The organism is Methylobacterium sp. E-016, assembly GCF_022829745.1.
Taxonomy (GTDB): domain Bacteria; phylum Pseudomonadota; class Alphaproteobacteria; order Rhizobiales; family Beijerinckiaceae; genus Methylobacterium.
Genome location: NZ_JAKSYF010000140.1, coordinates 1 through 24,201, shown reverse-complemented (window position 1 = coordinate 24,201; position 24,201 = coordinate 1). Strand labels below are relative to the sequence as shown.

Below are 24,201 nucleotides of genomic sequence, written 5' to 3'. Positions count from 1 at the left end.
CGCGCCGGAACGGATGGGGTCAGCTCGCCAGGCGCTGCGGCAGGGCGGGGCGCGCGGTCAGCACGGAGGCGGCGTCGTTGCGGGTCTCGCGCAGGCGCCGGAGCGTGCGCACGTCGAAGGCCGCGACCACGGCGAGGGTGTCCTCGCCGGCGATCCGGCAGGGCAGGCCGAGGGGGGTCACCCGGAAATGCAGCTGCACGAGGCGCAGCAGCCAGAGCGGGTTCATCTCGATGACGATCGACTCGATCCCGCTCTCGAGACCCCACTCGACGATGCCGGCCAGGAGCGCGCTTCCGACCGGGCTCAGGATGCGGCCGCGGTCGCGCACGTCGCGCTGCACGGCGTAGCGGGTCCACTCCCAAACCCGCGCGCTCCGGGGCGCGGGGACCTCGCAGAGCTCCGGCAGGACTTCGGTGAGCAGGTAGGGGCGGGTGGTCGGCAGCATGCGCTGGTAGCCGACGACGCGGTCGCCCTGCATCGCGAGCATGTGGACGGCGTGGCCGTCGTCGAACTGGTCGATCTCGCGTCCGTCGGGCTTGGCGAGGTCGTGCCAGCCCTTCTCCTCGACGAAGACTTGATGACGCAGGCGATAGGCCTGCTCCATGGCATCGCGGTAACGATCGATGTTCTCGGGCGTGACGATATGGATCAAAGCGGCCTCCATTGGATGGCCGGCAGTATCGTCTCTAAGTATTCGTCCGAAAGTACGCGTTCGCGTACCATTCTCGACTGCGAACCTGCGGAACTTGACTGGATCCGGTCAATCCGCGCGAGCATCCCCGCGCGCGCGCGCACGCCGGACGAAGCATGCTTTCGACGAAGCGGTCTTCGAGGTCGGAGGCGCGCGGCGCCTACTTGAGGAACCCGCGCCGGAATCCTTCCGCGACGGCGTGCGTCCGGCTCGCGGTCCCGAGCTTGGTCCGGATCGAGCGCAGGTGCTTCTCGGCGCCGTGCTCGGAGATCGACATCAGCTCGCCGATCTCCCACTCGGTCTTGCCGTCGGCGGCCCATTGCAGGGCCTCGCGCTCGCGCGGCGTCAGCCGGACCTCCGGCCGCGGCGGCCCTTCGCTCAGCACGATCGAGCGGCCGAAGGCGTAGCTCGCCACGAGCTGCAGCATGCCGCGCAGCTCCGGCGAGGGATCGAACCGCTCGGCCCCGAAGCTGAACCCCGCGACGCGCCCGTCGAGGGTGATCAGCGGCACGGTGAAGCCCTGGCGCAGGCGGAAGTCGCCGGCCTCCTCCATCACCCGCCGGGCGGCCGCGTCGGCGCGGTATTCCGGCTCGATGTCGGACCACCGGAACGCGGTCAGGTCCGTGGTCAGGCGCTGGATGGTCGGGTCGCGGAACAGGTGGCCGGCCTTGAAGTAGCGGTCGGTCCAGCCGGCCGGCGTGCTGTCGAGCAGGACGTGGGCCGCCTGGTCGCGCCGGCTGGTGCCGGGCATCGGGATGATGCCGGCGAACGTGCTCTCCACGCCGAGCTTGGACACGGCGGACAGCAGCGTGCGATTCAGATCGCCGACGGAGCCGGCCCGGTCGAACGCCTGGAACAGGCCGTAGGTGACGTCGATCGCCTTCGTGATCATGTGTTGCGCAGCCGTTTCGCAGGAGCCGTCCGACGGAGCCGGCCGTCGTCTTCCGTACGCGAACTGGGTCGCCATCCCACCATGCGGCTGGACAGACACCATCCTGCCCTGTTTATAGGGGATTGAAAGTTTATTCTAGGTTGTATAACGAGACGCATGACGTGAGGAGTCCGACGTGGACGACGGCCGGAACAACGGATCGGACCGATCCGAACGGGCGCGGATCCTGCTGGGGAAGATCGCGGAGCTCCTTCGTGTCGACACGGCGTTCTTCCTCTCGCCGCGTTCCGGCGCGCCGGGCTCCGACGCGGACCCCGCCGAGTTGCTGCGCCTGTTCCAATCGATCGGCGATCCGGACCTTCGGCGCTCGGTGATCGCCATGCTCAAGGACCTCGAGGCGAAGGACGATACGCGCCGCGACTCCTGAGAGCCGCAGGGCGGCGCGGCGGACCCCGCGTCCTCGCGCCCGATTGCCCTCCGGCGCGCCCGGATGATCTCTGGACGGCGTGTTCCACACCCCCGAGGCCCGCGTGTCCCGAATTTCGATCCCGTCCCGAGCGGGCATTCGCCCCACCCTGCGTCACCTTGCCTCACGTCTCGCCGTTCCGCTTCTCGCGCTCGCTTCGGGGAGCGCGCCGGCCGCGGCGCTCGAGGGCGGTGCCGCGGGCCGGTCGGGCGATGCGCTCGCGCAGGCCACCGTCGGGCTCGGGACCGTGACCGCGCCCGAGGACGGCCTGCACCTCTCGCGCTGCACCGGCGTCCTGATCGCACCCGACCTGATCCTCACGGCGGCCCATTGCGTCAACGGCGATCCGCTCGGCTCGCTCGTGGTGTTCTTCCGCGGCAGCGAGCCGGTGAAGCCGGTCCGCACCGCCCGGGTGATCGCGCGCTACAGCCCGGATCCCGGTCAGATGACCTCGAACGTCGTCGACGTCGACCTGAACAGCCTCTCGCTCGACCTCGCCGTGCTGCGCCTCGCCGAGCCGGTGCGCGACCGCGTGCCGGTGCCGCTCGCCACCGACCCGAGCCGGGTGCCGAGGAGCCTGCGGGTCGCCGGGACCGGCGTGTCGGGCCGGGTGGTCGGGCGGCTGCGCACCGCGATCCTGACGCCCGTCGCCGCGTCGAGCACCGGGCTGACGATCGCCCGCGTGAACGGCGGCCGCGTCTGCTTCGGCGATTCCGGCGGCCCCGTGGTGGGGCAGGACCGGCGCGGCGTGTTCGTCTGGGGCGTGGCGAGCGCGGTGCTGTCGCGGCAGGCCCCGTGCGGGAGCCTCGTCGTGATCGCGCCGGCGGCGCAGGTCTTCACCAGCAGCGGGATGCGCTGACGCCGCGCCCCGGGGTTTTTCGCATCGTCCGATGCAACGCCGGGCCCGTGCCGATGTTGAACCGGCACAGCGTGCCTGCGTCGCCGTCGTGCCGAGTTCCGCCCATTCTCGATCGTGCGGGCTTCCCATGCTCTACGAACGCCTGCTCGACCTCGCCCCGGGGGCGCGGCTCGAACGCCGCCTCGCCGAGCGCGTCGCGGCCCGCCTGGTGATCGGGCTCCTCCTGAGCCTTCCCCTCTGCGCGGTCGCCGCGTTCCTCCTGGCCGCCGGTGCGATCCACGCCGTCCTGATGGGCGTCTGGGATGCGGGACGGATCGCGGGGCTGCTGATCCGGGACGCGTGCGAGCGCGCGCTCGCGCCGCCGATCACGCCGCGCTGACCGGCGGCCGCCGCCATCCGGGAACGCCCGGTCGCATCCGGGGTTGGTAGCCGCGCCGAACTGGTGCACCGCTCCCGGCCCCCTTCTGGACGACGGCACCGCTCGATGCAGGATCGCACCCCCGAGAGCACCTTCGCGCTGACCCTCGGGATCCTGCGCGAGAGCGGACGCCTGGTCGGGCGGACCCTCGACCTTGCGCGGACCGAGATCGACGGCAACCTCCGGGCGCTGATCGGCCTGTTCGCGCTCCTGGGAACGATCCTCGTGCTGCTCGTCGCGGCGTTCTTCGTCTTCCTCGACGCGATGGTGAAGGCGCTCGCGGCGCTGATCGGCTCCGAGGTCGTGGCCGCGCTGATCGTCGCGAGCCCGTTCCTGGTCGCCGCCGGCCTGCTGGCGTCGTTCGGCCTGCGCCGCATCGCGCGCGCCACCCGGATCGAGCGCCCGAAGGCCCGCGGACGGGCCGCGCTCGCGGCCGGCGCCTGACGCGGCGCGCGCGCGGCGCGAGGCCCTGGATCACGCCCCTCGCGGCGCCCTCGAACCGCTGGTACAGGGGCGTTCCTGCAGCCACGCCGCCGGACGGCGGGAGGACATCCGTGACGTCTTGGGTCCATGTCGACACCGGTCTCGTGCCCGGCGAGAAGACCACCCTGCGCCTGATGCGGCAGGGCGACGCCTTCGCGATCACGGTCGGCAACCAGGACCTGATGCGCGACCGGCACTGCGAATCCGAGCGGGCGCTGGCGACCCTCGTCGCGGCGCGGCTTCGGGACCGGCCGAAGGCGCGCGTGCTGATCGGCGGCCTCGGCATGGGCTTCACCCTGCGCGCGGCGCTCGGCGCCTTCGGGCCGGAGGCGGAGATCGTCGTCGCAGAGCTCGTGCCCGCGGTGGTGGCGTGGGCGCGCGGGCCCCTGGCGCACCTGTTCGACGGCAGCCTCGACGATCCCCGGCTGGCCCTGCACGAGGCGGACGTGAACCGCCTGATCCAGTCCGGCCCGGCGGCGTTCGACGCGATCCTGCTCGACGTCGACAACGGCCCCGAGGGCATGGTCCGGGGCGAGAACAACCGCCTGTACGACGGCTGGGGCCTGAAGCGCGCCCATTACGCCCTGCGCCCGGGCGGCATCCTCGGCGTCTGGTCCGGCCGGCCGGACCGCAAGTTCAAGGCGCGGCTCGCCCGCTCGGGCTTCTCCGTCGAGGAGGTCCGGGTGCGCTCGCGTGCCAGCGGGGAGGGGCCGCGGAACGTCCTGTGGCTCGCCACCCGGACGGGGCCGGCGGCGGTGCCCCCCGTCCGCGCCGATGCCGTCCCGACCCCGGCCGCCTAGAGGATCCGATCCGCGCGAAAACGGGGCCGTCAGGCCCGGAACGACAGCACGGCCCGGGTGCCGATGCGGTCGGGCACGTAGCACAGGCCCGAGCGCAGGTTCGTCGCCATCGCCCGGATGATGCGCGAGCCGAGGCCCGTGCCGCGCGGCCGTCCCTCGCCCGTCCAGCCGATCCCGTCATCCTCGACGGCGAGCTCGAGGGTGTCCTCGGCCCGGCGCCGGAGCTCGACCCGGATCTCGCCGGCGGCATTCACCGGGTAGGCGTACTTGTAGGCGTTGGTCACCAGCTCGGTCACGACCACCCCGACGGAGACCGCCTTGTCGGTGGCCAGCCGCACCGGGTCGGCGCTCAGCCGGATGGCGTGATCGCGCCCCGAGGCCCGCATCGCCGCCTGCAGCTCCTCGACGAGGCTGGCGAGATAGGCGTCGAGCTCGACCGCCTCGACGTCGTCGGAGGTGTAGAGGCGGCGGTGGATGCCGGCGATGGCCGAGATCCGCGCCTGCATCTCCTCGAGCGCCGCCTTCGCGGCCGGGTCCGAGACGGCGCTGGTCTGCATGTGCGTCAGCGCCGCCACCAGGGCGAGGGAGTTGGCGACCCGGTGGTTGACCTCGCGCAGCAGCATCACGGCGTGGTCGCGCGCCGCGCGGACCTCCGCCTCGGCGCGTTCCTTGTCGCGGCGCAGAGCCTCCTGGCGCAGGGCGGTGTCGACGGCGCCGCCGAGCAGCTCGCGGAACTGGCCCTGCACGTCCTTCCAGACGTAGTCGACCGCGCCGGCCTTCAGCGCGGCGACGGCGACCCGGCTGTCCTCGGAGCCGGTGACGTAGACCACCGGCGGCGCGTCGGGCAGGGCGCGGATCGCCGGAAGCACGTCGAGCCCGGTCTGCCCCGGCATGTGGTGGTCGAGGGCGACGACGTCGATCCCGCCCCGCGCCAGCCGCTCCAGCCCGGCATCGCCGCTGGCGGCGAGCTCGACCACGTAGCCGCGCGCGCCGAGCGCGCGCTGGACCAGGCGCGCGAGCCCGGGGTCGTCGTCGATGTAGAGGATGCGGGCCGTGCCGGCCGGGTCGGCCGCGGCGGGGGGAGGGCCGGTCATGGATTCTCGGGCACCTGGATCACCGAGAAGAACAGGCCGAGCTGGCGGATGGCGTTCGCGAAGCCTTCGTAGTTGACCGGCTTGGTGATGTAGACGTTGGCGCCGAGATCGTAGCAGCGCTGCACCTCGCGGCTGTCGTCGGTGGTGGTCAGGACCACGACCGGCGAGCGCTTGGTGTGCGGGTTGGCCTTCACCTTCTCCAGGATGTCGATCCCGGTCATGTCCGGCAGGTTGAGGTCGAGCAGGATCAGCAGGTGGCGTCGGGCGCTGGCCTCGCCCGAGCCGTCCGGCCCGAGCAGGAAGGCCAGGGCCGAGGTGCCGTCGCGGAAGGGGATGATCTCGTTGTTCACGCCGGCGCGGCGGATGTTCCGCTCGATCAGCCGGGCGTGGCCGTCGTCGTCCTCGATCATCACGATGCTGACGGCGTTCATGGCGGCCTCCAGGGTCATTCCGCGGCCAGCGTCGTCGGGGCGCCGTGTGCCTCACGACCTGTAGCGGCCTCGCGCGGCAGCGTCACCTCGAAGGTGGTGCCCGCGCCCAGCGCCGAGGCGAGGTCGATGCGTCCGCCGAGCGACCGCACCAACGCCTTGACGTGCGCGAGCCCGATCCCCTCGCCCGGCCGGTCCTGGACCCCGGACCGGCGGAACAGCTCGAACACGCGGGCGTGGTCGCGCGGGGCGATGCCGCGGCCGTTGTCGGCGACGGAGATGCGCACGCGGTTGCCGCCCACCGACCGTGCGGTGATCGTGATCCGCCCGGGCCGGGCCGGGTCGAGGTACTTCACGGCGTTGTCGATCAGGTTGCCGAGGACCTGCTCGACCGCCAGCCGGTCCGCGACGATGGTCGGCAGGTCGGGGGCGACCTCCACCGTCGCGCCGGCGGTCTCGATCTGGTGGCGCTGCGCGTCGACGAGCGACCGCAGGAGGCGCGTCAGGTCGAGGGGTTCGGGCACGAAGCTGCGCCGCCCCTCGCGCGAGAGCTTCAGGATGGCGGCGATCAGCCCCTCCATCCGGGTCACGGCGGCCCGGATGAAGCCCAGCGCCTCGCCGAGATCGGCGTCGATCCGCTCGGCCTCCGGGTGGTCCCCCAGCGCCCGGCGGATCTCGGGGCGGGCCTCCTCCAGCTCGGAGGTGAAGCCCATGACGTTGACCAGCGGCGAGCGCAGGTCGTGGCTGACGATGTAGGCGTAGCGCTGGAGCTCCTCGTTGGATTCCCGCAGCTCGCCTTCGGCCTCGCGCTGCTCGGTGATGTCGGTGTGCACGCCGACCCACTCGGTGATCGCGCCGCGGTCGTCGAGGACCGGCACGGCGCGGATCGCGAAGTGACGCCAGTTGCCGTCGCGGGCGCGGACCCGGTGCTCGTGCACGAAGGGCCGGCGCGCGGCCACCGTCGCGTTCCAGGCCGCAATGCTCGGCTGCACGTCGTCGGGGTGCACGGCGCTCGCCCAGCCGAAGCCGGCATAGGCCTCGGGCGCCTGGCCCGTCAGCGCCGCCCAGCCGGGCTGCTCGCCGACCATCCGGCCGGCGGCGTCGTTGGTCCAGAGCACGCCGCGCACCGCCTGGACGGCGGCGCGGAACCGCGCTTCGCTGGCCTGCAGATCGCGCTGGACCCGCTGCTGATCGACGGACGAGGCCAGCATGGCGAGGAACAGGATCAGGAAGGTCGCGCCGCCGACCGAGAGGGCGAGGTTCTGCTGGCCCGCGCCGACGCCGCCGGCATGGGCGGCGTGGGCGCCGGCGGCCTCCGCCGTGAACGTCGCCGCCGCCATCCCGGTGTAGTGCATCCCGGCGACCGCGAGGCCCATCACGAATGCGGCGGACAGCTTCTGCCAGACGCCGTGCCGGCGCAAGGTCAGCCACAAGGCGGCCGTCGCGGCGGTGACGGCGATCGCCACCGAGAGCGCGACCACGGGCCAGCTGTAGGCGAGATTGCCGGGCACCCGCATCGCCGCCATGCCGGTATAGTGCATGCCCGCGACGCCGACCCCCATCAGCGGACCGCCGACGAGGACCTCGCGCGGGCCCGCACCCGGACGGCTGATCAGGACGAAGGCCGCGCCGGTGGCGCCGACCGCGATCAGCAGGGAGGCGAGGGTGAGCGTGAGGTCGTAGGCGGCCGGCATGCCCATCTCGAAGGCGAGCATGCCGACGAAGTGCATCGACCAGATGCCGCCGCCCATCGCCAGGGCGGCCCCGGCGACCCAGGCCCAGCGCGGACCGCGGGCGGCGCCGCGCATCCGCCCGGCGAGGTCGAGGGCGGTGTAGGAGGCGAACACCGCGATCGCCAGGGACAGGGCGACGAGGGCGGGATTGTAGCCGGTATGGACCATGGCGCGACCGGTGACGGGGACATTCGCGCGAGGCGGGTCGCGGCCGTCGCCGCACGGCTCGGGTCGGCCAGCGCGCTCGCGGCTCGCGCGACCTTAGTGGGCTTTGGCCCGAAGGGAATCCCGGTTTGGCGAAAGAGCACCTCGCGTGCGGACGGCTTTCGCTGCGGGGGTGCCGGGGACCGCCCGACGCGACGGCCGCCGGCGGGCTTCCGCGCGTCGGTCAGGCCAGGAGCAACTGGATCAGCAGGTCCGAGACGAGGACGAGAAGGACGCTCGCGGCGATGTAGGCCGGCATCCGGCTCGTGCGCCCGCGCAACCCGAGCGGCGACGCCGCGAGCTCGTCCGCATCGTCGAGGCGGCCGAGCCTCAGCACGACGCCGACGGCCGGGTGTCGGCCGGGGGGACGCGGTCGGCGGCGCGCGGGTCCGCCTGGGAGATCTCGCGGAGCAGGTCGTCGCGCTGCGCGTCGATCAGGTCGGGCAGGATGTCGTCGTCGCTGTCGTCGATCGCCGCGATCAGGCGGAAGCCCGATCCGACGCGCTCGAACGCGACCCGGACCTCGCGCTGCGCATACGGGTCGTGCGGGTCGAGGCAGAGATGCTCGGGCATGGTTTCGGGACACGATGCCGTCGGCGCGGCGAGGGCGCCCGCTTAGCCGGGCACCGTGACGGCCGGATGACGCAGGACCTGCACCCCGGCCGCCGGACGCCCGCGACGGGGCGCCCTCACGGGTCCCGGGGCAGCCCGGCTCGGCGTGCCCGAACTCGACCGGACCTGCCCTTACTTGCCGCCGGAGCCCGCGTAGGCGTCGATCGCCCGGCGGCAGTTCTCCGTCAGCGCGCCGCGGTTCTTCTTGAAGCACGCATCCATCGCCGGATCGTCCGGATCGATGTCGCCGCAGAGCTTCAGCGCGTCCCCGGTGCAGTACTTCTTCAGGTCCGCGTTGCCGCGCGTGGACGTGGGCGCGGCGAGAGCCGGGACGGCCGCGAGGGCGAGGACGAAGGCGAGCGGGGCGACGCGCATCATGGCTTCCAGCTGAGAGGATGTGGCGGGTCGCGGACCTGTTCGGGTCGACGAACCGTGCAGGGAACGCCGGACCGCGCGAAACGGCTCCGTCTTCCCCGGCCGGGCGCCTGCGGCATCAACCCTCCCTGCGGCGGCCGCGCGTCGACGGCGTGGGACGAAACCGGGCGCACGGCGTTCTCGACCCATGATCGATGATGCGCCCCGCCTCGGATTCTGCTGCAAGTTCGTGCTCACGCCGCCGCCGGAGGGCTTCAAGACCCTGAAGGCCGCCCGGGAGGCGGCGCTTCAGATGAACCTCACCAACGCGACCATGGCCTCGCTGACGGCGCTGGCTCCGGCGGCTCGGCGCGCGAAGATCGAGAATCTGGTCCGCCACAACCTCGGGGCGCTGGAGCGCCAGATCGCCTGGGTCGCCGGGCGGCCGCCGATCGCGCGCCTGCTGCGCATGGCGAGCAACGTTCTGCCGGGTTACACCCATCCCGTGGCGCGCGCCATCTACGCCGAGCCCGAGATGCGCCGCCTCGTTGAGGCGGGCCTCGCCCGCTGCGGCGCGGCGGCGCGGGCGGGCGGCATACGTCTCAGCTTCCATCCCGGCCCGTTCTGCGTGATCGCCTCGCGCAACCCGGCGGCGTCCGAGAACGGCATCGCCGAGTTCGAGTATCACGCCGAGCTGATGGCGCTGCTGGGCTACGGCGGCGGCTGGCACCCGCACGGGGCCCACATCAACATCCATGTCGGCGCCCGCGACCCCGGCACCGACGGCTTCCGCGCCGCCCTGCCGCGCCTGTCGCAGACGGCGCGCGACCTCATCACCGTCGAGAACGACGAGAACGCCTTCGGGCTCGACGCGGTGCTGGCGCTCGCCGACAGCGTGCCGGTGGTGCTCGACCTGCATCATCACTGGGTTGAGAGCCGCGGCGAGTACATCGCGCCGGAGGATCCGCGGGTCGAGCGCGTGCGCGCGTCCTGGCGCGGGGTGCGGCCGCTCGCCCATGTCAGCGTCTCGCGCGAGACGGTGCTGCCGGAGCACGATCGCGACGCGCTGCCCGACTTCGCCGCGCTGACCGAGGCCGGGCATTCCTGGCGCAACCTCGCCGCCCACTCGGACATGATGTGGAACAGGGCCCTGAACGCCCTGGTCGGGCGCCACATGGAATGGGCGGATTTCGAGATCGAGGCGAAGTCCAAGAACCTGGCCTCCGACGCCCTCGCGGCGGAATTCCGCGACGGAGGAGCCGGCGCATTCCCTTCCTAGCCGCACAGGCGTACCGGTTGCAGGGCGGCATCGGGCGGCCGATCGAAGGTCAACCGTTCGAGACCGTGGCCGCGTTCGAGGCGATGCCCTGTTCGAAGCGATGGGCTGTTCGCAGCGAAGCCCTGCGTTTGAAGCGATGCCTGCGCCGCCGGCAGGCCGACGGGATACCCCATGAAGGATCTGAGCCCGGAGGACGCGCAGGCCGTCGACAGGTTGGCGTTCCACCTGCTGCGCGAGGCCTATTGCGACCTCGCCGGCGTGATGATGACCGCGAACGCCGCGGCCGCGCGGACGGTGCTGAGCACCATCGAGCAGCGCCTCACCGACACCCTCGGCCGCTTCCATTCCGAGACCGCCGAGGGCGCCGCCTCGACGGCGATCGTGATCGCGGTCGGCGACAAGATCGGCGACGTGATGGACGAGGCGCAGAACCGGAACGCCGCCCCGTCGGCCCGGAAGCGGACCGCCGACCTGAGACGCTGACGCGGCGTGCCGGGACCGGGCCCGGCGCCGCGTCCGTTCCCGCCTCGCCGCGAGGGCCTTGCCGCGAGGGCCTTGCCGCGGGGAAGGACGGTGCGTCCGCGAGGCGCGACGGCCCGGTCCCCCGCGGAATCCGCTGACGCTCCGGCCGTCGCCCGTGCTCCGACCGGGGGCCGGGAGAGCACGGCGGGGGCGCAAAAAGGCCCGGCGCGGAAGTCTCCGGCCGGGCCAAGGTGATCTCGGGCCTCCTGCGTGAACGAGTCAGGACCGGCCGTCATCCTCCAGATGGGGGATCGAGTTTCCGGCACCTGGCGCCCGGACGCTCGCGGAGGTTCCGCACCCCGGCGTGCCGGCGGCTTCACGCATGGCGCCCCTCGCAGCGGCCGACCCGAGCGATCGTCATCAACGGAGAGGGCGCGGGTCCCGGCCATCGACCCGATCCCAGCCGGGGGCCTGCGTCACCGCGGATGATCGTCCGCCGCCTTCGGTTCCGCCCGCTCCAGGGCGACGCGCGCGGCATGGAACCACCACAGCGGCATGTCGCGGTTCATCCCGGCCAGATCCGAGACCCAGCCCTCCTTCGGCATCGTGTCGGCGCGATCCGCGAACAGCCGCAGGGCGGTCTCGACCCGTTCACGCTGGGCGCGCTCGAGAATGGCCATGCGCTCGGCTGCGTTCCGCTCCGCGGTGAGCTTCACCAGGCGCTGCGTGGCCAGATCGTCGGCGTCGAAGGCGAATTGCTGCCAGAAGGTCTCCGCTTCCCGCGCGACGTCGCGCTCGCGCTGCATCAGGGGCAGGGCCGCCTCCGCAGCGGCCTGGGCGGCCGCGGAGGCCCGGGCGCGCTCGAGCATCCGGTTGTTGGCTTCCAGCAGTTCGCGCTCGCGCTCCGGACCCATGCGCTGGCGGCGCAGGACGTTCACCTCCTCCTCGACCATCCGGCGTTCCTCGCCCTGGCGCGCCAACAGGGCGAGCAACCCGGCGATGGGGCCGCCCAAGAGGGCATCGGCGCGCCCGAGATAGCGCGCGCGCAGCCCAGGATGCTCGCGGTCCAGGCGATCGCCGATCCAGGGCGGCGCACCGGCGATCTCCGCACTGTCGTGCTCGTAGAGGGTGCAGGCCATCGCGTCGCGCAGGCTGGCCGGCGTCGGATCGGTCATGGTCATGCGGATCTTTCGGCATGGAATGGGGACGCGCGGGAAACGCGGTCGTCGCGCACGCGGATCGCGGCCTGCATGACGGCGATCCCGACATGGTGGCCGATCTCGACGGGGAGCAGGCCGCCCGTCGTGCCGATCGGCCGGCATCGGGCGATCGGGAAGGCGGATCGGCGCCGATGTGCGAGACGAGGCCGGGCGAAGCGTCGCGCGGGGCCGACCGGATGGTTGGTGCTCCGGCAGCCGCACCGTGCTCTGGCAGCCACACTCGGCATCGACGTTCGCCGACACGGACAAGCTGCCACACTCTGTCCCAAGCGATCACCCAGGTCTCTGCGCATCCAGCGAGGCAAGGCGAGGTCGCGATGAGCACGAACGAACAGGCAAACGCAGGCGCCGTCGTGCCCTTTCCCGCCCGGATCTCTGCCGCGGTCGCGGACGCGGACACCGCCTCGATCATCGCCGTGCTGCAGGACCAGCTCGTCCTGGCTCGCGAAGGCAAGCTGCGATCGGTCGCCGTCGTGTCCGTGTCCGCAGATGGCGAGGCGGTCGGCACGCAGTGGTCGTGCAAGGGGGCCGACATCACCGGCCTGATCGGGAAGTTGACCGTCCTGACGCACGACCTGATGGCAGCGAGGACATAGCTGCGCCCGTCCGCCGAGCCGCGATCCGTGAAAACCCGAACCGACCTGTGAGAACCGCGTCCTTCGGCGCTTTTCCGGCCAAGCTCAGGCCTCGGCAGCCTCTCCCGACGCGCCGGTCTCCGGCGGCTTCGGAGCCGGCGCTTCGGCGATGTCCCGATACCAGCGCCAACGGGCTTTGCTGACGCGGCGCCGCTGGCCGGTCGCGTCGACGAAGTCGCCCGCGACGACCGCGTCGGGATCGGCTTTCACAAGACGGCAATACGAGCGCGCCATCTGAATGGCGTCGACCTGATCGAGCAGCGGTTTCCGGGTCACGACAGCATCCCCATCGCAAAAGACACGTCCCTGCCATACTGGGCTAAGTTTTCGTCAACGAACCGCCTCTATCTGCAACGATACGGAGGCCGTCGGGCGACGAGGCGAATCCAAAGCCGCGCCGGCCCTGTCCAGCGATCCTCTTCCTCTTCATCACGATGACTCGGATCACGGCCATGCGGCCGCCGGCCGAGTTCGACAGTCAGGATTGGCGTCCGTGAACTTCACCGTCACCGCTCGCATATCGGCACAACGGTTTTCACATCACTACAACTCGATGCTGGACGCTCTGGAGCAAGGCCTATCGCTGCAGGCCTCGGGCCTGGCCGACGTCCGGATCGTCGACGGCAATGGTCACGCCCGCACCCCTGCCGCGATCTATCAACTCCTGTTCGGAGCCAAGGACACCGTCGCCCCGACCGGCGGGGAAACCGCCGTCCTCGCCCTGGCGGCCTGACACTCCCTCGGCCTGAACGGCGTCGCGGTGGCGGCCCTCGCCGCGGGAGGTCTCGCGCCCGCGTTCGCCCGGAGGCCGCCGGGCTCGGTCGATCCGTCCGTCGCCGTCGGCACAGGGGCGACGTCCCGCGTTTGCTTGGCGGTCGGCACCGGCCCACATTCAGCGGCACGCAGCCTCCTGAAGGGACTCCGGTGATGGACCCGCACAATGACCTCCTGATCGCGTGGGCCGTCGGCGCGTTGGCGCTCGGTCTTGGAACCGCTTGGCTCGCGCGCCGGGCGCCCTGAACGTCACCCGGAGAGCAACAGGCTCGGGTCTAGCGCCCGAACCGAGCCCGAACGCCGGATCGTCGGCGCGACGATGCGGCATCGCCCGGCCGACGCGTCATAGGACCACCGATGCCCGCCGGCTCGAAGTCGCCCCCGTCTGTCGGCCGCCGCGATGCCGGAACGGCGGGCATAGCCGCCGCGATCACCCCGGGCGTCGACCCAGCGCAGGATCGTCGCGAGCAGGCGGTCGGCAACGCAGGGGTCATTCGGAGCGCCGCCCCCGTCCATGTCGTCGGGCGGCCTCCATGCTCGGGCGGCGAACTTGCCGATCCCGTCCGAAGGCTCGGCGGCTCGAGGCCGTTGCGACCTCACCCGCTCTGCCGCCTCGCCGCGGCCGACCCGCGATCGCCGTCGAAAGGTCACGTGCGGGACGGCAATCCCGTGCGCCCGTCGCCGCCCTCGACGCCGATCATGGCGCGACACGTCCGGCCGGACCGGGCCGGCTCCCGGGGGCCGACCGCCTGCCGGCGGCCGCACGTCCGGGTGAGACGCAGATACACGTCGTAGAGGTCGGCGTGGTCGCCGAACCGCTGCCGGAGGCGCGCCAGGTCGTAGGTGCCGCGCCGGTTGCACGGCGGGCACGCGACGACGAGCCGGCGGCCCCGGAGATCGCACAGGCGCTCCCTCAGCCGGTTTTCGCGATCGGAAACGCACCCGCCGGCATCGCCGCCATCGGCGGGCCGGGGCGGCCAGGATCGCGCTGGCCGATCGGAGCGCGCGGGCTGGCTTTCGAGGACATGGAGCCGTTCCCGCCGATGTGCGCGATGGCGCGGCCGCCGGTCCGGTCGCGCGGACCTGTCCCCGCACCTTCGGGCTCGATGCGGAGCGCCGGGCGAAGCGATGAACGAGACCAAGGTTTTGGAAAGGTGATGGCTCCCGAGCAGGTCTCAAACAACCCTTTATCATCGAGACTGTTTGCCCCGCACCTGGGGGGAGGGGGGGCATTGAGGCGGAAGGGTTATTTTCGGCGGCCCCCGCACCGACATCGCCTTGGTAGCGTCCGCTCCCGCCTGCCACGACGATCACCCCATGCGCGACCCGACCGTCAGCCTGTTCCGGTTCGCGAGCGGGCACACGGTGGACCCGGCCGCCGCGGTGAAGGACATGAGCCATCGCGGAAGGCGGTCGCCGAGCCCGGCGCATCCGGGAATTTTGGCGCGGCATGGCTCGAACCGCGATCCTGCTGGCGCGGCCGACGGCCCCGCGAGCGACTTAGCCGAGCGCTCGCATCCATGTTGCTGCAGCCGGTGAACTCGGCAATTCTAGCTCTCCAGATGTTTTGCGTGACGCGCGGTAGTCCCGAGGGCTCTGGCCGTAAGCCTCCCGGAAGGTTCGGCTGAAGTGGCTGAAATTACCGAACCCGTAGGCTTCACTGATCACGCCGATATTTCGGCCCTCATGCGGATCATCCAAAGCCGCCCTCACGGCAGCGAGACGTTGCTGCATCAGATAGCGGGCTACCCCGCCTTCAGGTTCGAACAGGTGGTACAATCGGGTCCGAGACAAACCGACAGCCGATGCGATCTGCTCGACCGTCAGCGCCTTGGCAAGGTTGCTGCGGATGTACCGTTTCGAGGCGGACAATCGGGCCATGCTTGCCGGGGCACTTGCCATCGCCTGCCGATCCCGGTCGGGCCGGGCTATGGCTGCAAGCAAGTGGAGCGTGGCCTGCGCAATGTCGAGCGCCTGGTCCGTCCCTATCGTGTGCCGATGCGCGACCAAGCCGCGGAGATGTTCAGCAAGCAGGCAGGCCGTTGGACCAGCGAGGATCGCCCCATGCAGCGTTTCTTCGTTAGGAAGCAGGCGAGCGACGCTGTCGCGCGCGAGGCTCACGATTAGTGAGTTTGTTTCGCGAACTCGGCTGCGTCGATAAGGCTGCGACAGGTCGTTGAGCGTGAAAGCGCCGGGCGGAACTTTTTGGGTGCCGCGATCCGACTCGATCGCGTAGGTGTGCTGGTTCAGCAGCAGGGTGAACCGCTCCTGGCCATCCTGCCTGATCTTAGATCGCGTGCGGCCTGTCCTTTGAGGCGAGGCGTTCATGACGTGCAGCAGGACCGGACCGATCTGTGTGGTGTCGATGCGAGCAGAGAAGCCGTGCGGGTCCGCATCCAGATCGTGAGCGCTGAACAAGGTCCGCCACGCGTCGAAGCGATCGCGCTCAGGCAAGTCATCGGTCGAGAACGAAGAATGCCGAACAACGCTCATGACGCTGCTTCTTTTCCTCGAGGAGATCGCCTCTCGCGAGGGAGGCGGGCCGCAGGTCTACTCGCCCTGAGATCCAATGAAGCGCTGTTCAGGGAGTAGGGCGAGCATCGGCGTACTCGATTTGCGGGTCGCTTTCCATCTTCTGGTTGAGCGTCTGAATACTGCGTCGAGACCTCGCACGCCCTGCAGCGTGTGACGATCGTCATCGCCCGACGCGCCCTCAGATTGCAGCACCCGCCGCCACGGCTTTGTCCCGCTCTACTCGATCGGGTCGGGCTTCCTCGGGATGCTCGCGGCCGAGAGGGGTACGCGAGGCTGGCGTGAGTAGCCCCATCGGCTCCCGCACGCAGCCCGACAGCGACTGCGACCTCATCGCCCGCGATGCGGATCGCTACCGCGTCGGCCGGATCCGGCGCGAGCACGGCAACCTGCAGCGGGGGGCGTTCTTCCCGAAGGGGGTCCAAGGCTGCGCCTGGCACAGCTGGCTGCGGGTCGAAAGCAAGGGACGAGGCGACTGAGCGCCTGCATGTCGCGTGGCGCGCGTGAATGGCGATCGACGAGGCGGGTACGGCAGGGCCGAACGCCGCGTTGTGCCGCCCGGCCCGCGCCTCCACCCCGCCGGCCGTACCATCGTGCGGCATGATCCGGATTATCGAGCGAGCCCTTGCGGAGCCCCCAGCCGATCGATCGGAGCGCCTGGAGACAATTCAGCAGCCATCCTGGCAGCCATCCTGGCAGCGTTCCCGGACGCGACGATCGAGATCGTCCCGGGCCCGCTCGACGACGACCACGCGGTGGAGGTTCGGCGTCCGCTCTCGCATCTCGACGCGTCGCAGGCCGTCCGGAAGCGCCGGGGCGACTTCAGTCCCGTCGGCAGCGCGGCCGAGCCGTAGCCGTCAGATGCACGGAACGCCCGCACATCGTGGTTTGCGGGGTGCGATGGCGCGTTGCGGACCGTCGTCGCCCCAAGCCCGAGGACGATACCGCGCCTGACAGGTCGGCGGGGGCGACATCTGTCGAGGAGCCATCCCTCTCGACGCTCACGCCTCCATGTGATTGCTGATGGTACCGGCCTTCGTAGAGCCGGACCTCGGGAGTGACCATGCGAACCAGTGGCGTCATCATCGCCGTGCTCGGCTGCGCCCTGGGCGTCGCGCCTGCGCAATCCCGCATCGTGGGCATCGATATCACGACGGTCGAGCCCTTCGCCGACGGGGTCGCGTTCGGTGCGGCCGGCGCCTACGAGCGCGTCATCGGCACGGCGCGCGGCGAGCTGGACCCGGCGGACCCGGCCAATGCCGGCATCGTCGACATCGCGCTCGCGCCCCGCAACGCGCGCGGCATGGTCGCGTACCAGACCGACCTGTTCATGCTGCGCCCGAAGGATCCGGCCCGCGGCAGCGGCACGCTGCTGTTCGAGGTGCTGAACCGCGGCCGCAAGTTCCTGTTCAACTGGGTGCTCGACGCGCCGGCCCAGGCGGCCCAGGCCGTCAACGATCCGCGCACCGCCACCGACGCCGGCACCGGCCTCGTCCTGCGCCGCGGCGACACGGTCGTCTGGTCGGGCTGGGAGGCGGACGCGCTGCGCCAGCAGGGCGGCATGGCCATCGACGTTCCGGTCGCCGGCCGCAACGGCACGCCGATCGTCGAGACGGTGCGCGACGAGCTCGTCAGCGCGACGCGCGGGCCGCCCGAGGCCCCGTTCTACCTCACCTTCAAGACCGCCGGCCCGGACAAGGCCGACGCGCAGCTCACCGTTCGCCGGCGCGAGGGCGATCCGCCTCGCCCGGTCCCGGCCGAAGCCTGGCACTACGCCACGCCGCGACAGCTGGAGTTGCTGCCCAAGGGTACCAAGCCCCTGCCGGGATCGCTCTACGAGTTCACCTACCCGGCCACCGAACCGAAGGTGCTCGGCATCGGCTTCGCCGCGACGCGGGACGTGGTGGCTTATCTGCGCGGTGGTGCCGCCGACGGCGCGAACCCGGCCGGCGGCACCATCCGCCATGCCGTCGCCCTCGGCATCTCGCAGAGCGGGCGCTACCTGCGCGACTTCGTCTACCAGGGCTTCAACCGCGACGAAGCCGGCCGCCGCGTCTTCGACGGCATGCTCTCGCACATCGCGGGCGTCGGCGGCATCTTCCTCAACGCCCGGTTCGGGCAGCCCTCCCGCACCAACACGCAGCACGAGGACCACCTCTATCCCGAGAACGCCTTTCCGTTCTCGACCGCACGGCAGCACGATCCGGTCACCGGCCGAACCGGCGCGCTCCTGCGCGGCGACGGCTTCGATCCGCTCCTGATCGAGGTGAACACCGGGACCGAGTACTGGCAGAAGGGCGCCTCGATGCTCACGACGGATCCGCTCGGCCGGACCGACGTGGCGCTGCCCGGGACGTCGCGCGCCTTCCTGGTCTCCAGCGGCTTTCACTACGGGCGCGCCGGTCTGACCTCGACCAAGGGGGCGTGCGCGAACCTGCGCAGCACCCTGAACCCGGCGCCGGCCCTGCGGGCGCTGCTGGTCGCGCTCGAGGAATGGGTGACCGCGGGCAAGGCCCCGCCGGACAGCCGTGTCCCGCGGTTGTCGGACGGCACGCTGGTGGACGCCGCCGAGATCGGCTTTCCGTTCCTGGTCGGCATCCCGGTCCCGACGACGCCGAACGCGATCGCGCGGTTCGGCACCTACGTCGATCCCCGCCCCGAGACCGGGCCGCAGTACCGCCCGCTGGTGCCGCGGGTCGACGCGGACGGCAACGACGTGGCGGGCATCCGCCTACCCGCCGTCGCAGCCCCCCGCGCGACCTTCACCGGCTGGAACCTGTATGCCGACCCGTTCCCGGCCGGCGCCCTGTGCGATCGTGAGGGCAGCGAGATCCCCTTCGCACGCACACGGGCCGAACGGACGGCCGCCGGCGACCCCCGCCCGTCCCTGGAGGAGCGCTACGCCGAGCCGGACGCCTACGTCGCGGCTGTCGCGAAGTCGGTCGATGCTCTCGTCTCGGATCGCCTGCTGCTGCGCGAGGACGGAGACCGGCTGATCGCGGCGGCACGCCAAGGAGCGACCCCCTAGCCGAAACTGGCAGGTCGAAGAGAAAGCTGGGCCACCGCTCGCGCGGTCTCGCTCCATGGAGAGTTCATGCGCGCACGTCTCACCGGCGCTGCTCTGTTCGTCCTCGCGGCGGCCGGCGCCTCGGCTCAACCCTACGACGATCGGCGCCCTCCGCCTCCATCGGATGAGGATTCCGACGGGCCGCCGCCACACCGCTACCGACCGCCCCCGCCGGACTTCGATGACGACAGGCCGCTGCCTCCGCCGCGTCGGCGGGGGCCGCCTCCGCCGGATGACGACGACGATGACGGCCCGCCCCCGCCGCCTCGGTCACGCGCCTACTGAAGCCCGCGAACACGCTCCCTCTCGCGTAGGGCCCGTTCGCTTTTTGTGCTGGCTGTGGCGTGGCTGTAGCAGCCACAGCGGAGCCCTTCGGTTACCGTGAGGCATCCTTCAGGTGCCTCACATGCTCACGTTGACCTCGATCATCACCCGCAGCGTCCTCGCTGTCGCGACCGTGGGCGGCCTTGCGATCCTGGCCGACGGCGCGGTGCGATCTCAGCTCGAGCGGGCTGTGCGGAGCAATCTGAACGTCGTCGGGCGTGCTCCGGCGCCGATGCGGGTTGCCCGGGTGGATGAGCGCTACGTCGCAAAGGGGCTCGATCGGGGTCGGCTTGGCGCCACCATGCGAATGGTTGGCACCGACGACGCGCAGTAAGCGCATCACGCACCGTCGATCCGGGGCCTAAGTCCCATCGCTCCGCTTGCCGCGGGCGACCTCGCGCATGGCCTCGTCCGGCAGCGGCCGCTGAAGCTGCAATGCCTCCTCCACCGGCGCCTCCAGCCACGTGCGCCACTCCTCCGGCGTGGTCAGCAGCGCCGGCATCGCCTTCGGATGCACCGGCCCGACGACGCCGTTCGCCTCCGTCGTGAGGAAGGCGTAGAGCCGGTGTTCCTCCTCGACGGGCTCGTCGCGCTTCGGGCCGCGCACGCCCGTCCACGGTCGCCAGATCCCGGCGAAGGCGAACAGCGGCCGGTCCTCGTCGAGCGCGAACCACACCGGCGTCTTGCGCGGCTTGGTGTCCGCGTACTCGCTGAACGAGGATACCGGCACGAGGCAGCGCTGCTCCGGCTTCAGCCACGGGCGCCAGTAGGGCGACCTCACGTTCCGCACGTTCGTGACCGGGTGCTGCGGCCCCTTGCTCGACGGCGAGGGGAAGCCCCAGCGCATCATCGCCAACGCGCGCTCGCCCTCGGCCAAACGCACCACCGGCGCCATCTGGTCGGGGAAGATCGCCGGCAGCGGCGGCAGGTTGCCGGTCTCGTCGCGCGCGACCCCGAAGGCCTTGCGGATCGCGTCCTGACCCCTGTCGAGGCTGTAGAGGTTGCACATCCCGACATCGTGCGCCGCCAAAGCGCGAAAGAGCAAGGCACGCTGCGCGAGCCCGATTGCATCCCGCATCATATGAATTCAAAATTCGCTCGCGCGACTTGCCCCGATGAAGGGCGAGCGCTGCGGAGGACCATCGATGAGCACTCGGCGCGACTTCCTGCATCTCACGGCCGCCGCGACGGCGGTCGGGGCCCTGGTCGGGTCAGCCTCGGCGCAGGCGCCAGCCTCGGGTCCGGGGCATCCGATACCCCCGCCGAGCGGAGAGGCTCTGCGTCTCGTCACCTTCGCACCCGACGCGGGCAGCACGCCGCGGCTCGGTGTGGTCCGCTCGGACGGGCGCGTCGTCGACCTGACGCAGGTTGGAGTGCCGGGCGTGGATCCGGCGCAGATGGTCTCGCTCATCACGGCAGGACCGGCCGCGCTCGATGCCGTGCGCCGGGCCGCGGCCGCCGGGGATGGCCCGCAGGTCGAGACGGTGCGGCTGCTGGCGCCGATCCCGGCACCGACGCGCAACATCTACGCGGTCGGCTGGAACTACCTGGAGCACTTCGCCGAGGGTCAGGCCGTCCGGGGGACGAACGCCGAGTACCCCGCCCATCCCGTGTTCTTCACCAAGGGCGTCAACACGATCAACGGCCCCTACGACCCGATCCCCTACGATGCTTCGGTGTCGACGGCGATCGACTGGGAGGTCGAGCTCGCCGTCATCATCGGCACGGGCGGACGCAACATTACAGAAGCCGACGCGATGGCCCACGTGTTCGGCTACAGCGTCATCAACGACACCACGGCGCGCGACATGCAGATCAAGCTGCACGGCGGGCAGTGGTTCAAGGGGAAGAGCCTGGATGGGTACGGACCGATCGGCCCGTGGATCGTGCCTGCATCCGACCTCGATCCCTCGAATCTCCGTCTGCTGACCCGCGTCAACGGCGTGGTGAAACAGGACGCCTCGACCGCTCAGATGTACTTCAAGGTCGCCCGCATCATCGCCGAGCTGTCGCACGGCCTCACCCTCGTGCCCGGCGACATCATCGCCACCGGCACGCCCCCCGGCATCGGCAACGCGCGCAAGCCGCCCGAATTCCTCAAGCCGGGCGATGTGATGGAGACGGAGATCGTCGGCCTCGGCACCCTGCGCAACGTGATCCAGGCCGTCCCGGCGTAAGAGGTGCGCCCTCGATCGAGAGGCGGGCGCTCAATCAGCCGGCCACCGCGATCGGCAGCGCGCCGACCTGCGTCGTGGGGCGCGGCGTCCGCATCTCGAACTTCGTGCCCCAAATCCGCACGGCCTCAAGGTCGGCACGGGTCAGCAGAACGCTGCCAACCGTCATGAGGTCCGGCACGCAACGATTTTGCAGCGCAACACGTTAGCTTGGTATGCCAAGCGTCACCCCCTTCGAAATCACGATCTTAGCGGCCGGCGCTCAGCGTACCCTGTTCGCCTCGACCGAGCGGGAGGCGGCTCTGATGGCCGAGTCGGTGCTGCGTCGTCTGGACGGTAAGCCTGCCCTTATCGGTTTCTGGATCGACGCCCCGGATCGGGGCGCCCTGAAGCGCCTGGGAGCCTACCTCGGAAATGTGCTCGTCGAGATGACGGGTACGGGTGAGGTGCTGGTATAGACGGCGTGTTCAAGAACGCCGCCGACGAGACCGGCGAGCTGGAAGGCGCAACGCTCCTGGGCAGTTCGGCGAGGTGCCGGAGGATTTCGCCGAGAGCCTGCGGGGCGGATAACGGTACGGGAAACCCGCCCGATGGACCGGGCGGGTTGTCGCGAGCCTAGGGATTTCCGGCGTCGCCGCCGCCCTGCACTTGGTCCTTGTCATCCCCCAGCCGATTGGCCGAGTGATCCTGGTACTGCTCGGTCTGCACGGTCTTGCTGTCCAGGCCGCGCTCATCCCCATGCTGGGCCTTGTCGCGATTGCTGAGCACCGCGTTGTCCTCGATCACGCCTTCCGGCAACTCGGTCATCGCTCCCGAGCCCGATCCCTTGCCCTGGCTTCCAGGGTGCATGCCGTGCTTGCCTGCATTCGCCATCGTCGCTCTCCTGTCGTTCCAGGGGGCGGATCGATGCGCCCCCGCCGGATGAGCAGGGCAAACCGATCGCTGCAGGGCTCGTTCCTGTGGCACGTGAACGCGTACGGTTCGGCCCCGCCCCGGTCTGCTCACGGGACGGGGGGAATCCCGGATCTCACCGCGTCTCGACGACGCCGTCGCTGGGGCTATCCTGCCGGGATGCGACGAGCGTCTGGCACGGTAACGGCTTGGCAACCGCACGCGCATGAAAATCGCGGCATGCCGACCTTGTCCGCCCCGCGCCTACTCACCTTCCTCGCTTCCGCGGTGCTGATCGGCCTGGCGGTCGCCAGCCTCTACACGAAGGTCCCGATGGTCGGGCGCACGGTGCTCGCGCACCGGCAGTGGTTCTTCATCGGCGCCTACGCTCTGCTCGCGCTCGGGGTGACGACCAAGAGCCTTTGAACCACCCGCCGGGTCGACACGACCGCAGGTCCCGCTAAGTCGACGCTGCGAGGGTCTCCATGAGGCTTGCCGCGCGGGGTGAGCCACGGCCTCGCGGAGGTGGGCCTGCATTCTCAGCGCGTAGCTCAGAAGCTGCCCAACGTGATCCTCGATCGGATCGCAGACCTTCACGCACCGCATCGGGAACGGAACGATTTGACCCCGAAGCACCCTCCGACCACACCGGCCGTAGGTGCCCTTGTTCCAGGCCGAACGTGCGGACCGTGCACGGCTTGCTGCCGGGTTCCCGCGATCGAGGTGCTTGCCAAGCCTGCGGGCGTTCTCTGTCGGCATAGCACTGGCACGGCGTGCGGGATCTATCAGGATCGCCCTGAGGTGTGCGTGCGGTGGTACTGTCTCTGGCGCAAGATCGCCGCATTGCCGAACGCGCTGAGGCCAGACCGATCAGGGGTGATCTTCGCGATCGAGGGCAGTGCGCCTTGCGCGAATGGTCTCGAAGGGGCCTGCGTCGTGGGTCGCGCCGTGAAAGGAGCGGGTGCTATCGCGAGTGCGGAAGCGACCGAGGCGTTCGCTATGTTCGTCCGCGAAGGGTCGTTGCCGGTGTGGAAGGTGTCCAACCGCAAGGCGACCCTGATGCGCCCCGATCAGCGCACCCAAGCACTGTAGATTCGGGGCGCCGACTCTGCCGGAGGCGGGCTTTTCAGGTGCTTTGCCCATCCCCCGGACGGGACAGTTTTAGGCTGCCTTCAGATTGCCGGCAGACAGCTTGCCGCTGCGCTTGTCGGTCTCTTCCTCATAAGAGACCTTCTGGCCCTCGACCAGATTTTGCATCCCGGCGCGCTCGACGGCCGAGATGTGAACGAACACATCCTTGCCGCCGTCGTTCGGCTCGATGAAGCCGTAGCCCTTGGTCTCGTTGAACCACTTTACGGTGCCGATGCTCATAGAAGTTCCTAGACGTCTCGGGCGCACCAAAGCGGGGCGCTCGCAGGCCAAACGGATGGCCCTCACCCGACGTTCCAAAGAGCGAAGCCCGCCGCGGCGGTGCCGGGCGGGCTGAGCCTCGTCAAGGCCATACGGGCCCGAACTGGTTTACATGCCGTGGCGCATCATGCCCCGACGATGCATGCGGTGGCGCATCATCGGCCGGCGCATCATACGACGATGCATCATCCGGCGCTCCATGCGGACATTCGTCACCAGCTCGGCGGGTGCGGCCACAGCGGCGGACGGGCCCATGGGTGCAGCGGAGGCGGACGTGGAGAGCGACGCTGCGCCGAGCGCGGCGAACAGGGCGGCGGCAATGATGGATGAGCGCAAGATGGTTCTCCTCGCATGCCGCCAGAAGCGACAGCCTTCTCCCGTCGGTCGACCGGAGAATGG

The 24,201-nt window shown here is 70.7% G+C and carries 32 protein-coding genes; 16 read left to right on the top strand and 16 right to left on the bottom strand.

Annotated elements, in window-relative coordinates; genetic code table 11:
• Positions 1-19 precede the first annotated feature (19 nt).
• Both MKK68_RS20810 and MKK68_RS20805 read right to left on the bottom strand, forming a co-directional pair.
• Positions 20-652 (bottom strand): acyl-homoserine-lactone synthase, encoded by a 633-nt coding sequence (locus tag MKK68_RS20810; protein ID WP_147841676.1) that lies wholly within the window; start codon positions 650-652, stop codon positions 20-22.
• 199 nt (positions 653-851) lie between these two features.
• A complete protein-coding gene (locus MKK68_RS20805; RefSeq protein ID WP_147728749.1) occupies positions 852-1,583 on the bottom strand; it encodes a LuxR family transcriptional regulator in 732 nt (243 codons plus the stop codon).
• A gap of 175 nt (positions 1,584-1,758) precedes the next feature.
• Between MKK68_RS20805 and MKK68_RS20800 the strand changes: the two genes are divergently transcribed.
• From MKK68_RS20800 to MKK68_RS20780, 5 genes are all read left to right on the top strand, one after another.
• The gene (locus tag MKK68_RS20800; RefSeq protein ID WP_147728750.1) at positions 1,759-2,010 is read left to right on the top strand and encodes a hypothetical protein; all 252 of its coding nucleotides are present in this window, start codon (positions 1,759-1,761) and stop codon (positions 2,008-2,010) included.
• 79 nt (positions 2,011-2,089) lie between these two features.
• On the top strand, positions 2,090-2,908 hold the full coding sequence (locus tag MKK68_RS20795; RefSeq protein WP_244032792.1) for a trypsin-like serine protease: 819 nt from the start codon (positions 2,090-2,092) through the stop codon (positions 2,906-2,908).
• Between the two features lie 127 nt (positions 2,909-3,035).
• The gene (locus MKK68_RS20790) at positions 3,036-3,287 is read left to right on the top strand and encodes a hypothetical protein (RefSeq protein WP_147728751.1); all 252 of its coding nucleotides are present in this window, start codon (positions 3,036-3,038) and stop codon (positions 3,285-3,287) included.
• A 105-nt stretch (positions 3,288-3,392) separates the two neighbouring features.
• Positions 3,393-3,770 (top strand): phage holin family protein, encoded by a 378-nt coding sequence (locus MKK68_RS20785; protein WP_243933123.1) that lies wholly within the window; start codon positions 3,393-3,395, stop codon positions 3,768-3,770.
• 110 nt (positions 3,771-3,880) lie between these two features.
• Entirely contained in the window at positions 3,881-4,609 is a 729-nt protein-coding gene (locus MKK68_RS20780) for a spermidine synthase (RefSeq protein ID WP_147728929.1), read from the top strand.
• Between the two features lie 29 nt (positions 4,610-4,638).
• Here MKK68_RS20780 and MKK68_RS20775 read toward each other — a convergent pair whose 3' ends face one another.
• The 6 genes from MKK68_RS20775 to MKK68_RS20750 form a co-directional block, all read right to left on the bottom strand.
• On the bottom strand, positions 4,639-5,703 hold the full coding sequence (locus tag MKK68_RS20775; RefSeq protein ID WP_147728928.1) for a sensor histidine kinase: 1,065 nt from the start codon (positions 5,701-5,703) through the stop codon (positions 4,639-4,641).
• Positions 5,700-6,134, bottom strand: coding sequence for a response regulator (locus MKK68_RS20770; protein WP_147728927.1), 435 nt, complete (start codon positions 6,132-6,134; stop codon positions 5,700-5,702). The genes MKK68_RS20775 and MKK68_RS20770 overlap by 4 nt, the downstream gene beginning before the upstream one ends.
• A 14-nt stretch (positions 6,135-6,148) precedes the next feature.
• Positions 6,149-8,032 carry an MHYT domain-containing protein gene (locus tag MKK68_RS20765; protein ID WP_244032790.1) on the bottom strand — a complete coding sequence of 628 codons (1,884 nt, stop codon included), beginning with the start codon at positions 8,030-8,032 and terminating at the stop codon, positions 6,149-6,151.
• A gap of 220 nt (positions 8,033-8,252) precedes the next feature.
• The gene (locus tag MKK68_RS20760) at positions 8,253-8,405 is read right to left on the bottom strand and encodes a hypothetical protein (protein ID WP_187274723.1); all 153 of its coding nucleotides are present in this window, start codon (positions 8,403-8,405) and stop codon (positions 8,253-8,255) included.
• A complete protein-coding gene (locus MKK68_RS20755; protein ID WP_147729922.1) occupies positions 8,399-8,641 on the bottom strand; it encodes a hypothetical protein in 243 nt (80 codons plus the stop codon). Before MKK68_RS20755 ends, MKK68_RS20760 begins: the two co-directional genes overlap by 7 nt.
• Positions 8,642-8,812: 171 nt before the next feature.
• Entirely contained in the window at positions 8,813-9,058 is a 246-nt protein-coding gene (locus MKK68_RS20750; RefSeq protein WP_147729921.1) for a 3',5'-cyclic-nucleotide phosphodiesterase, read from the bottom strand.
• 184 nt (positions 9,059-9,242) lie between these two features.
• Here MKK68_RS20750 and MKK68_RS20745 point away from each other — a divergent pair, with 184 nt between their 5' ends.
• Positions 9,243-10,313, top strand: coding sequence for a UV damage endonuclease UvsE (locus MKK68_RS20745; protein WP_244032788.1), 1,071 nt, complete (start codon positions 9,243-9,245; stop codon positions 10,311-10,313).
• Between the two features lie 171 nt (positions 10,314-10,484).
• On the top strand, positions 10,485-10,796 hold the full coding sequence (locus tag MKK68_RS20740; RefSeq protein WP_147727288.1) for a hypothetical protein: 312 nt from the start codon (positions 10,485-10,487) through the stop codon (positions 10,794-10,796).
• A gap of 455 nt (positions 10,797-11,251) precedes the next feature.
• Here the strand turns inward: MKK68_RS20740 and MKK68_RS20735 are convergent, their stop codons facing one another.
• Complete coding sequence (locus MKK68_RS20735; protein WP_187274722.1) at positions 11,252-11,956, bottom strand: hypothetical protein; 705 nt, start codon at positions 11,954-11,956, stop codon at positions 11,252-11,254.
• A 356-nt stretch (positions 11,957-12,312) separates the two neighbouring features.
• On the opposite strand from MKK68_RS20735, the gene MKK68_RS20730 reads away from it, so the two are divergent.
• Positions 12,313-12,591 carry a hypothetical protein gene (locus MKK68_RS20730; protein ID WP_147727297.1) on the top strand — a complete coding sequence of 93 codons (279 nt, stop codon included), beginning with the start codon at positions 12,313-12,315 and terminating at the stop codon, positions 12,589-12,591.
• A gap of 84 nt (positions 12,592-12,675) precedes the next feature.
• Here MKK68_RS20730 and MKK68_RS20725 read toward each other — a convergent pair whose 3' ends face one another.
• Positions 12,676-12,906: a hypothetical protein gene (locus MKK68_RS20725; RefSeq protein WP_244032786.1), complete on the bottom strand. Its 231-nt coding sequence runs from the start codon at positions 12,904-12,906 to the stop codon at positions 12,676-12,678.
• Positions 12,907-13,123: 217 nt separating this feature from the next.
• On the opposite strand from MKK68_RS20725, the gene MKK68_RS20720 reads away from it, so the two are divergent.
• Entirely contained in the window at positions 13,124-13,363 is a 240-nt protein-coding gene (locus MKK68_RS20720) for a hypothetical protein (protein WP_147727290.1), read from the top strand.
• Positions 13,364-14,904: 1,541 nt separating this feature from the next.
• Here MKK68_RS20720 and MKK68_RS20715 read toward each other — a convergent pair.
• Positions 14,905-15,897 carry an AraC family transcriptional regulator gene (locus MKK68_RS20715; protein ID WP_244032784.1) on the bottom strand — a complete coding sequence of 331 codons (993 nt, stop codon included), beginning with the start codon at positions 15,895-15,897 and terminating at the stop codon, positions 14,905-14,907.
• Between the two features lie 320 nt (positions 15,898-16,217).
• Between MKK68_RS20715 and MKK68_RS20710 the strand changes: the two genes are divergently transcribed.
• From MKK68_RS20710 to MKK68_RS20700, 3 genes are all read left to right on the top strand, one after another.
• Positions 16,218-16,415, top strand: coding sequence for a hypothetical protein (locus MKK68_RS20710; RefSeq protein ID WP_243988984.1), 198 nt, complete (start codon positions 16,218-16,220; stop codon positions 16,413-16,415).
• Positions 16,416-16,999: 584 nt separating this feature from the next.
• Positions 17,000-18,964 carry an alpha/beta hydrolase domain-containing protein gene (locus MKK68_RS20705; protein ID WP_243948870.1) on the top strand — a complete coding sequence of 655 codons (1,965 nt, stop codon included), beginning with the start codon at positions 17,000-17,002 and terminating at the stop codon, positions 18,962-18,964.
• A 445-nt stretch (positions 18,965-19,409) separates the two neighbouring features.
• A complete protein-coding gene (locus MKK68_RS20700; RefSeq protein ID WP_147727295.1) occupies positions 19,410-19,661 on the top strand; it encodes a hypothetical protein in 252 nt (83 codons plus the stop codon).
• 27 nt (positions 19,662-19,688) lie between these two features.
• Here MKK68_RS20700 and MKK68_RS20695 read toward each other — a convergent pair whose 3' ends face one another.
• Complete coding sequence (locus tag MKK68_RS20695) at positions 19,689-20,336, bottom strand: SOS response-associated peptidase (protein WP_244032782.1); 648 nt, start codon at positions 20,334-20,336, stop codon at positions 19,689-19,691.
• 136 nt (positions 20,337-20,472) lie between these two features.
• Here MKK68_RS20695 and MKK68_RS20690 point away from each other — a divergent pair, with 136 nt between their 5' ends.
• Positions 20,473-21,504, top strand: coding sequence for a fumarylacetoacetate hydrolase family protein (locus tag MKK68_RS20690; protein ID WP_147726462.1), 1,032 nt, complete (start codon positions 20,473-20,475; stop codon positions 21,502-21,504).
• 34 nt (positions 21,505-21,538) lie between these two features.
• Here the strand turns inward: MKK68_RS20690 and MKK68_RS29570 are convergent, their stop codons facing one another.
• Positions 21,539-21,670, bottom strand: coding sequence for a hypothetical protein (locus MKK68_RS29570; protein WP_279593219.1), 132 nt, complete (start codon positions 21,668-21,670; stop codon positions 21,539-21,541).
• Positions 21,671-21,716: 46 nt separating this feature from the next.
• Between MKK68_RS29570 and MKK68_RS20685 the strand changes: the two genes are divergently transcribed.
• On the top strand, positions 21,717-21,959 hold the full coding sequence (locus MKK68_RS20685) for a hypothetical protein (RefSeq protein ID WP_147726460.1): 243 nt from the start codon (positions 21,717-21,719) through the stop codon (positions 21,957-21,959).
• A gap of 157 nt (positions 21,960-22,116) precedes the next feature.
• Here MKK68_RS20685 and MKK68_RS20680 read toward each other — a convergent pair whose 3' ends face one another.
• Complete coding sequence (locus MKK68_RS20680) at positions 22,117-22,374, bottom strand: hypothetical protein (protein ID WP_244032780.1); 258 nt, start codon at positions 22,372-22,374, stop codon at positions 22,117-22,119.
• Between the two features lie 258 nt (positions 22,375-22,632).
• On the opposite strand from MKK68_RS20680, the gene MKK68_RS20675 reads away from it, so the two are divergent.
• Together MKK68_RS20675 and MKK68_RS20670 are read left to right on the top strand one after the other, a co-directional pair.
• Complete coding sequence (locus MKK68_RS20675; RefSeq protein WP_147841692.1) at positions 22,633-22,818, top strand: hypothetical protein; 186 nt, start codon at positions 22,633-22,635, stop codon at positions 22,816-22,818.
• 450 nt (positions 22,819-23,268) lie between these two features.
• Positions 23,269-23,484, top strand: coding sequence for a hypothetical protein (locus MKK68_RS20670; protein ID WP_243935897.1), 216 nt, complete (start codon positions 23,269-23,271; stop codon positions 23,482-23,484).
• Between the two features lie 69 nt (positions 23,485-23,553).
• Here the strand turns inward: MKK68_RS20670 and MKK68_RS20665 are convergent, their stop codons facing one another.
• On the bottom strand, positions 23,554-23,763 hold the full coding sequence (locus tag MKK68_RS20665; protein ID WP_147726454.1) for a cold-shock protein: 210 nt from the start codon (positions 23,761-23,763) through the stop codon (positions 23,554-23,556).
• 147 nt (positions 23,764-23,910) lie between these two features.
• A complete protein-coding gene (locus MKK68_RS20660) occupies positions 23,911-24,138 on the bottom strand; it encodes a hypothetical protein (RefSeq protein WP_147726453.1) in 228 nt (75 codons plus the stop codon).
• Positions 24,139-24,201: the final 63 nt, after the last annotated feature.

Excerpts from the sequence above, each read along its gene's own strand:
- MKK68_RS20690 (WP_147726462.1), top strand. The coding sequence starts at position 20,473 with ATGAGCACTCGGCGCGACTTCCTGCATCTCACGGCCGCCGCGACGGCG.
- MKK68_RS20740 (WP_147727288.1), top strand. The coding sequence starts at position 10,485 with ATGAAGGATCTGAGCCCGGAGGACGCGCAGGCCGTCGACAGGTTGGCG.
- MKK68_RS20785 (WP_243933123.1), top strand. The coding sequence starts at position 3,393 with ATGCAGGATCGCACCCCCGAGAGCACCTTCGCGCTGACCCTCGGGATC.
- MKK68_RS20775 (WP_147728928.1), bottom strand. The coding sequence starts at position 5,703 with ATGACCGGCCCTCCCCCCGCCGCGGCCGACCCGGCCGGCACGGCCCGC.
- MKK68_RS20675 (WP_147841692.1), top strand. The coding sequence starts at position 22,633 with ATGCCGACCTTGTCCGCCCCGCGCCTACTCACCTTCCTCGCTTCCGCG.
- MKK68_RS20745 (WP_244032788.1), top strand. The coding sequence starts at position 9,243 with ATGATCGATGATGCGCCCCGCCTCGGATTCTGCTGCAAGTTCGTGCTC.
- MKK68_RS20665 (WP_147726454.1), bottom strand. The coding sequence starts at position 23,763 with ATGAGCATCGGCACCGTAAAGTGGTTCAACGAGACCAAGGGCTACGGC.
- MKK68_RS20750 (WP_147729921.1), bottom strand. The coding sequence starts at position 9,058 with ATGATGCGCGTCGCCCCGCTCGCCTTCGTCCTCGCCCTCGCGGCCGTC.
- MKK68_RS20715 (WP_244032784.1), bottom strand. The coding sequence starts at position 15,897 with ATGAGCGTTGTTCGGCATTCTTCGTTCTCGACCGATGACTTGCCTGAG.
- MKK68_RS20790 (WP_147728751.1), top strand. The coding sequence starts at position 3,036 with ATGCTCTACGAACGCCTGCTCGACCTCGCCCCGGGGGCGCGGCTCGAA.
- MKK68_RS20770 (WP_147728927.1), bottom strand. The coding sequence starts at position 6,134 with ATGAACGCCGTCAGCATCGTGATGATCGAGGACGACGACGGCCACGCC.
- MKK68_RS20805 (WP_147728749.1), bottom strand. The coding sequence starts at position 1,583 with ATGATCACGAAGGCGATCGACGTCACCTACGGCCTGTTCCAGGCGTTC.
- MKK68_RS20695 (WP_244032782.1), bottom strand. The coding sequence starts at position 20,336 with ATGTGCAACCTCTACAGCCTCGACAGGGGTCAGGACGCGATCCGCAAG.
- MKK68_RS20730 (WP_147727297.1), top strand. The coding sequence starts at position 12,313 with ATGAGCACGAACGAACAGGCAAACGCAGGCGCCGTCGTGCCCTTTCCC.
- MKK68_RS20705 (WP_243948870.1), top strand. The coding sequence starts at position 17,000 with ATGCGAACCAGTGGCGTCATCATCGCCGTGCTCGGCTGCGCCCTGGGC.
- MKK68_RS20765 (WP_244032790.1), bottom strand. The coding sequence starts at position 8,032 with ATGGTCCATACCGGCTACAATCCCGCCCTCGTCGCCCTGTCCCTGGCG.
- MKK68_RS20755 (WP_147729922.1), bottom strand. The coding sequence starts at position 8,641 with ATGCCCGAGCATCTCTGCCTCGACCCGCACGACCCGTATGCGCAGCGC.
- MKK68_RS20680 (WP_244032780.1), bottom strand. The coding sequence starts at position 22,374 with ATGGCGAATGCAGGCAAGCACGGCATGCACCCTGGAAGCCAGGGCAAG.
- MKK68_RS20685 (WP_147726460.1), top strand. The coding sequence starts at position 21,717 with ATGCCAAGCGTCACCCCCTTCGAAATCACGATCTTAGCGGCCGGCGCT.
- MKK68_RS29570 (WP_279593219.1), bottom strand. The coding sequence starts at position 21,670 with ATGACGGTTGGCAGCGTTCTGCTGACCCGTGCCGACCTTGAGGCCGTG.
- MKK68_RS20735 (WP_187274722.1), bottom strand. The coding sequence starts at position 11,956 with ATGACCATGACCGATCCGACGCCGGCCAGCCTGCGCGACGCGATGGCC.
- MKK68_RS20700 (WP_147727295.1), top strand. The coding sequence starts at position 19,410 with ATGCTCACGTTGACCTCGATCATCACCCGCAGCGTCCTCGCTGTCGCG.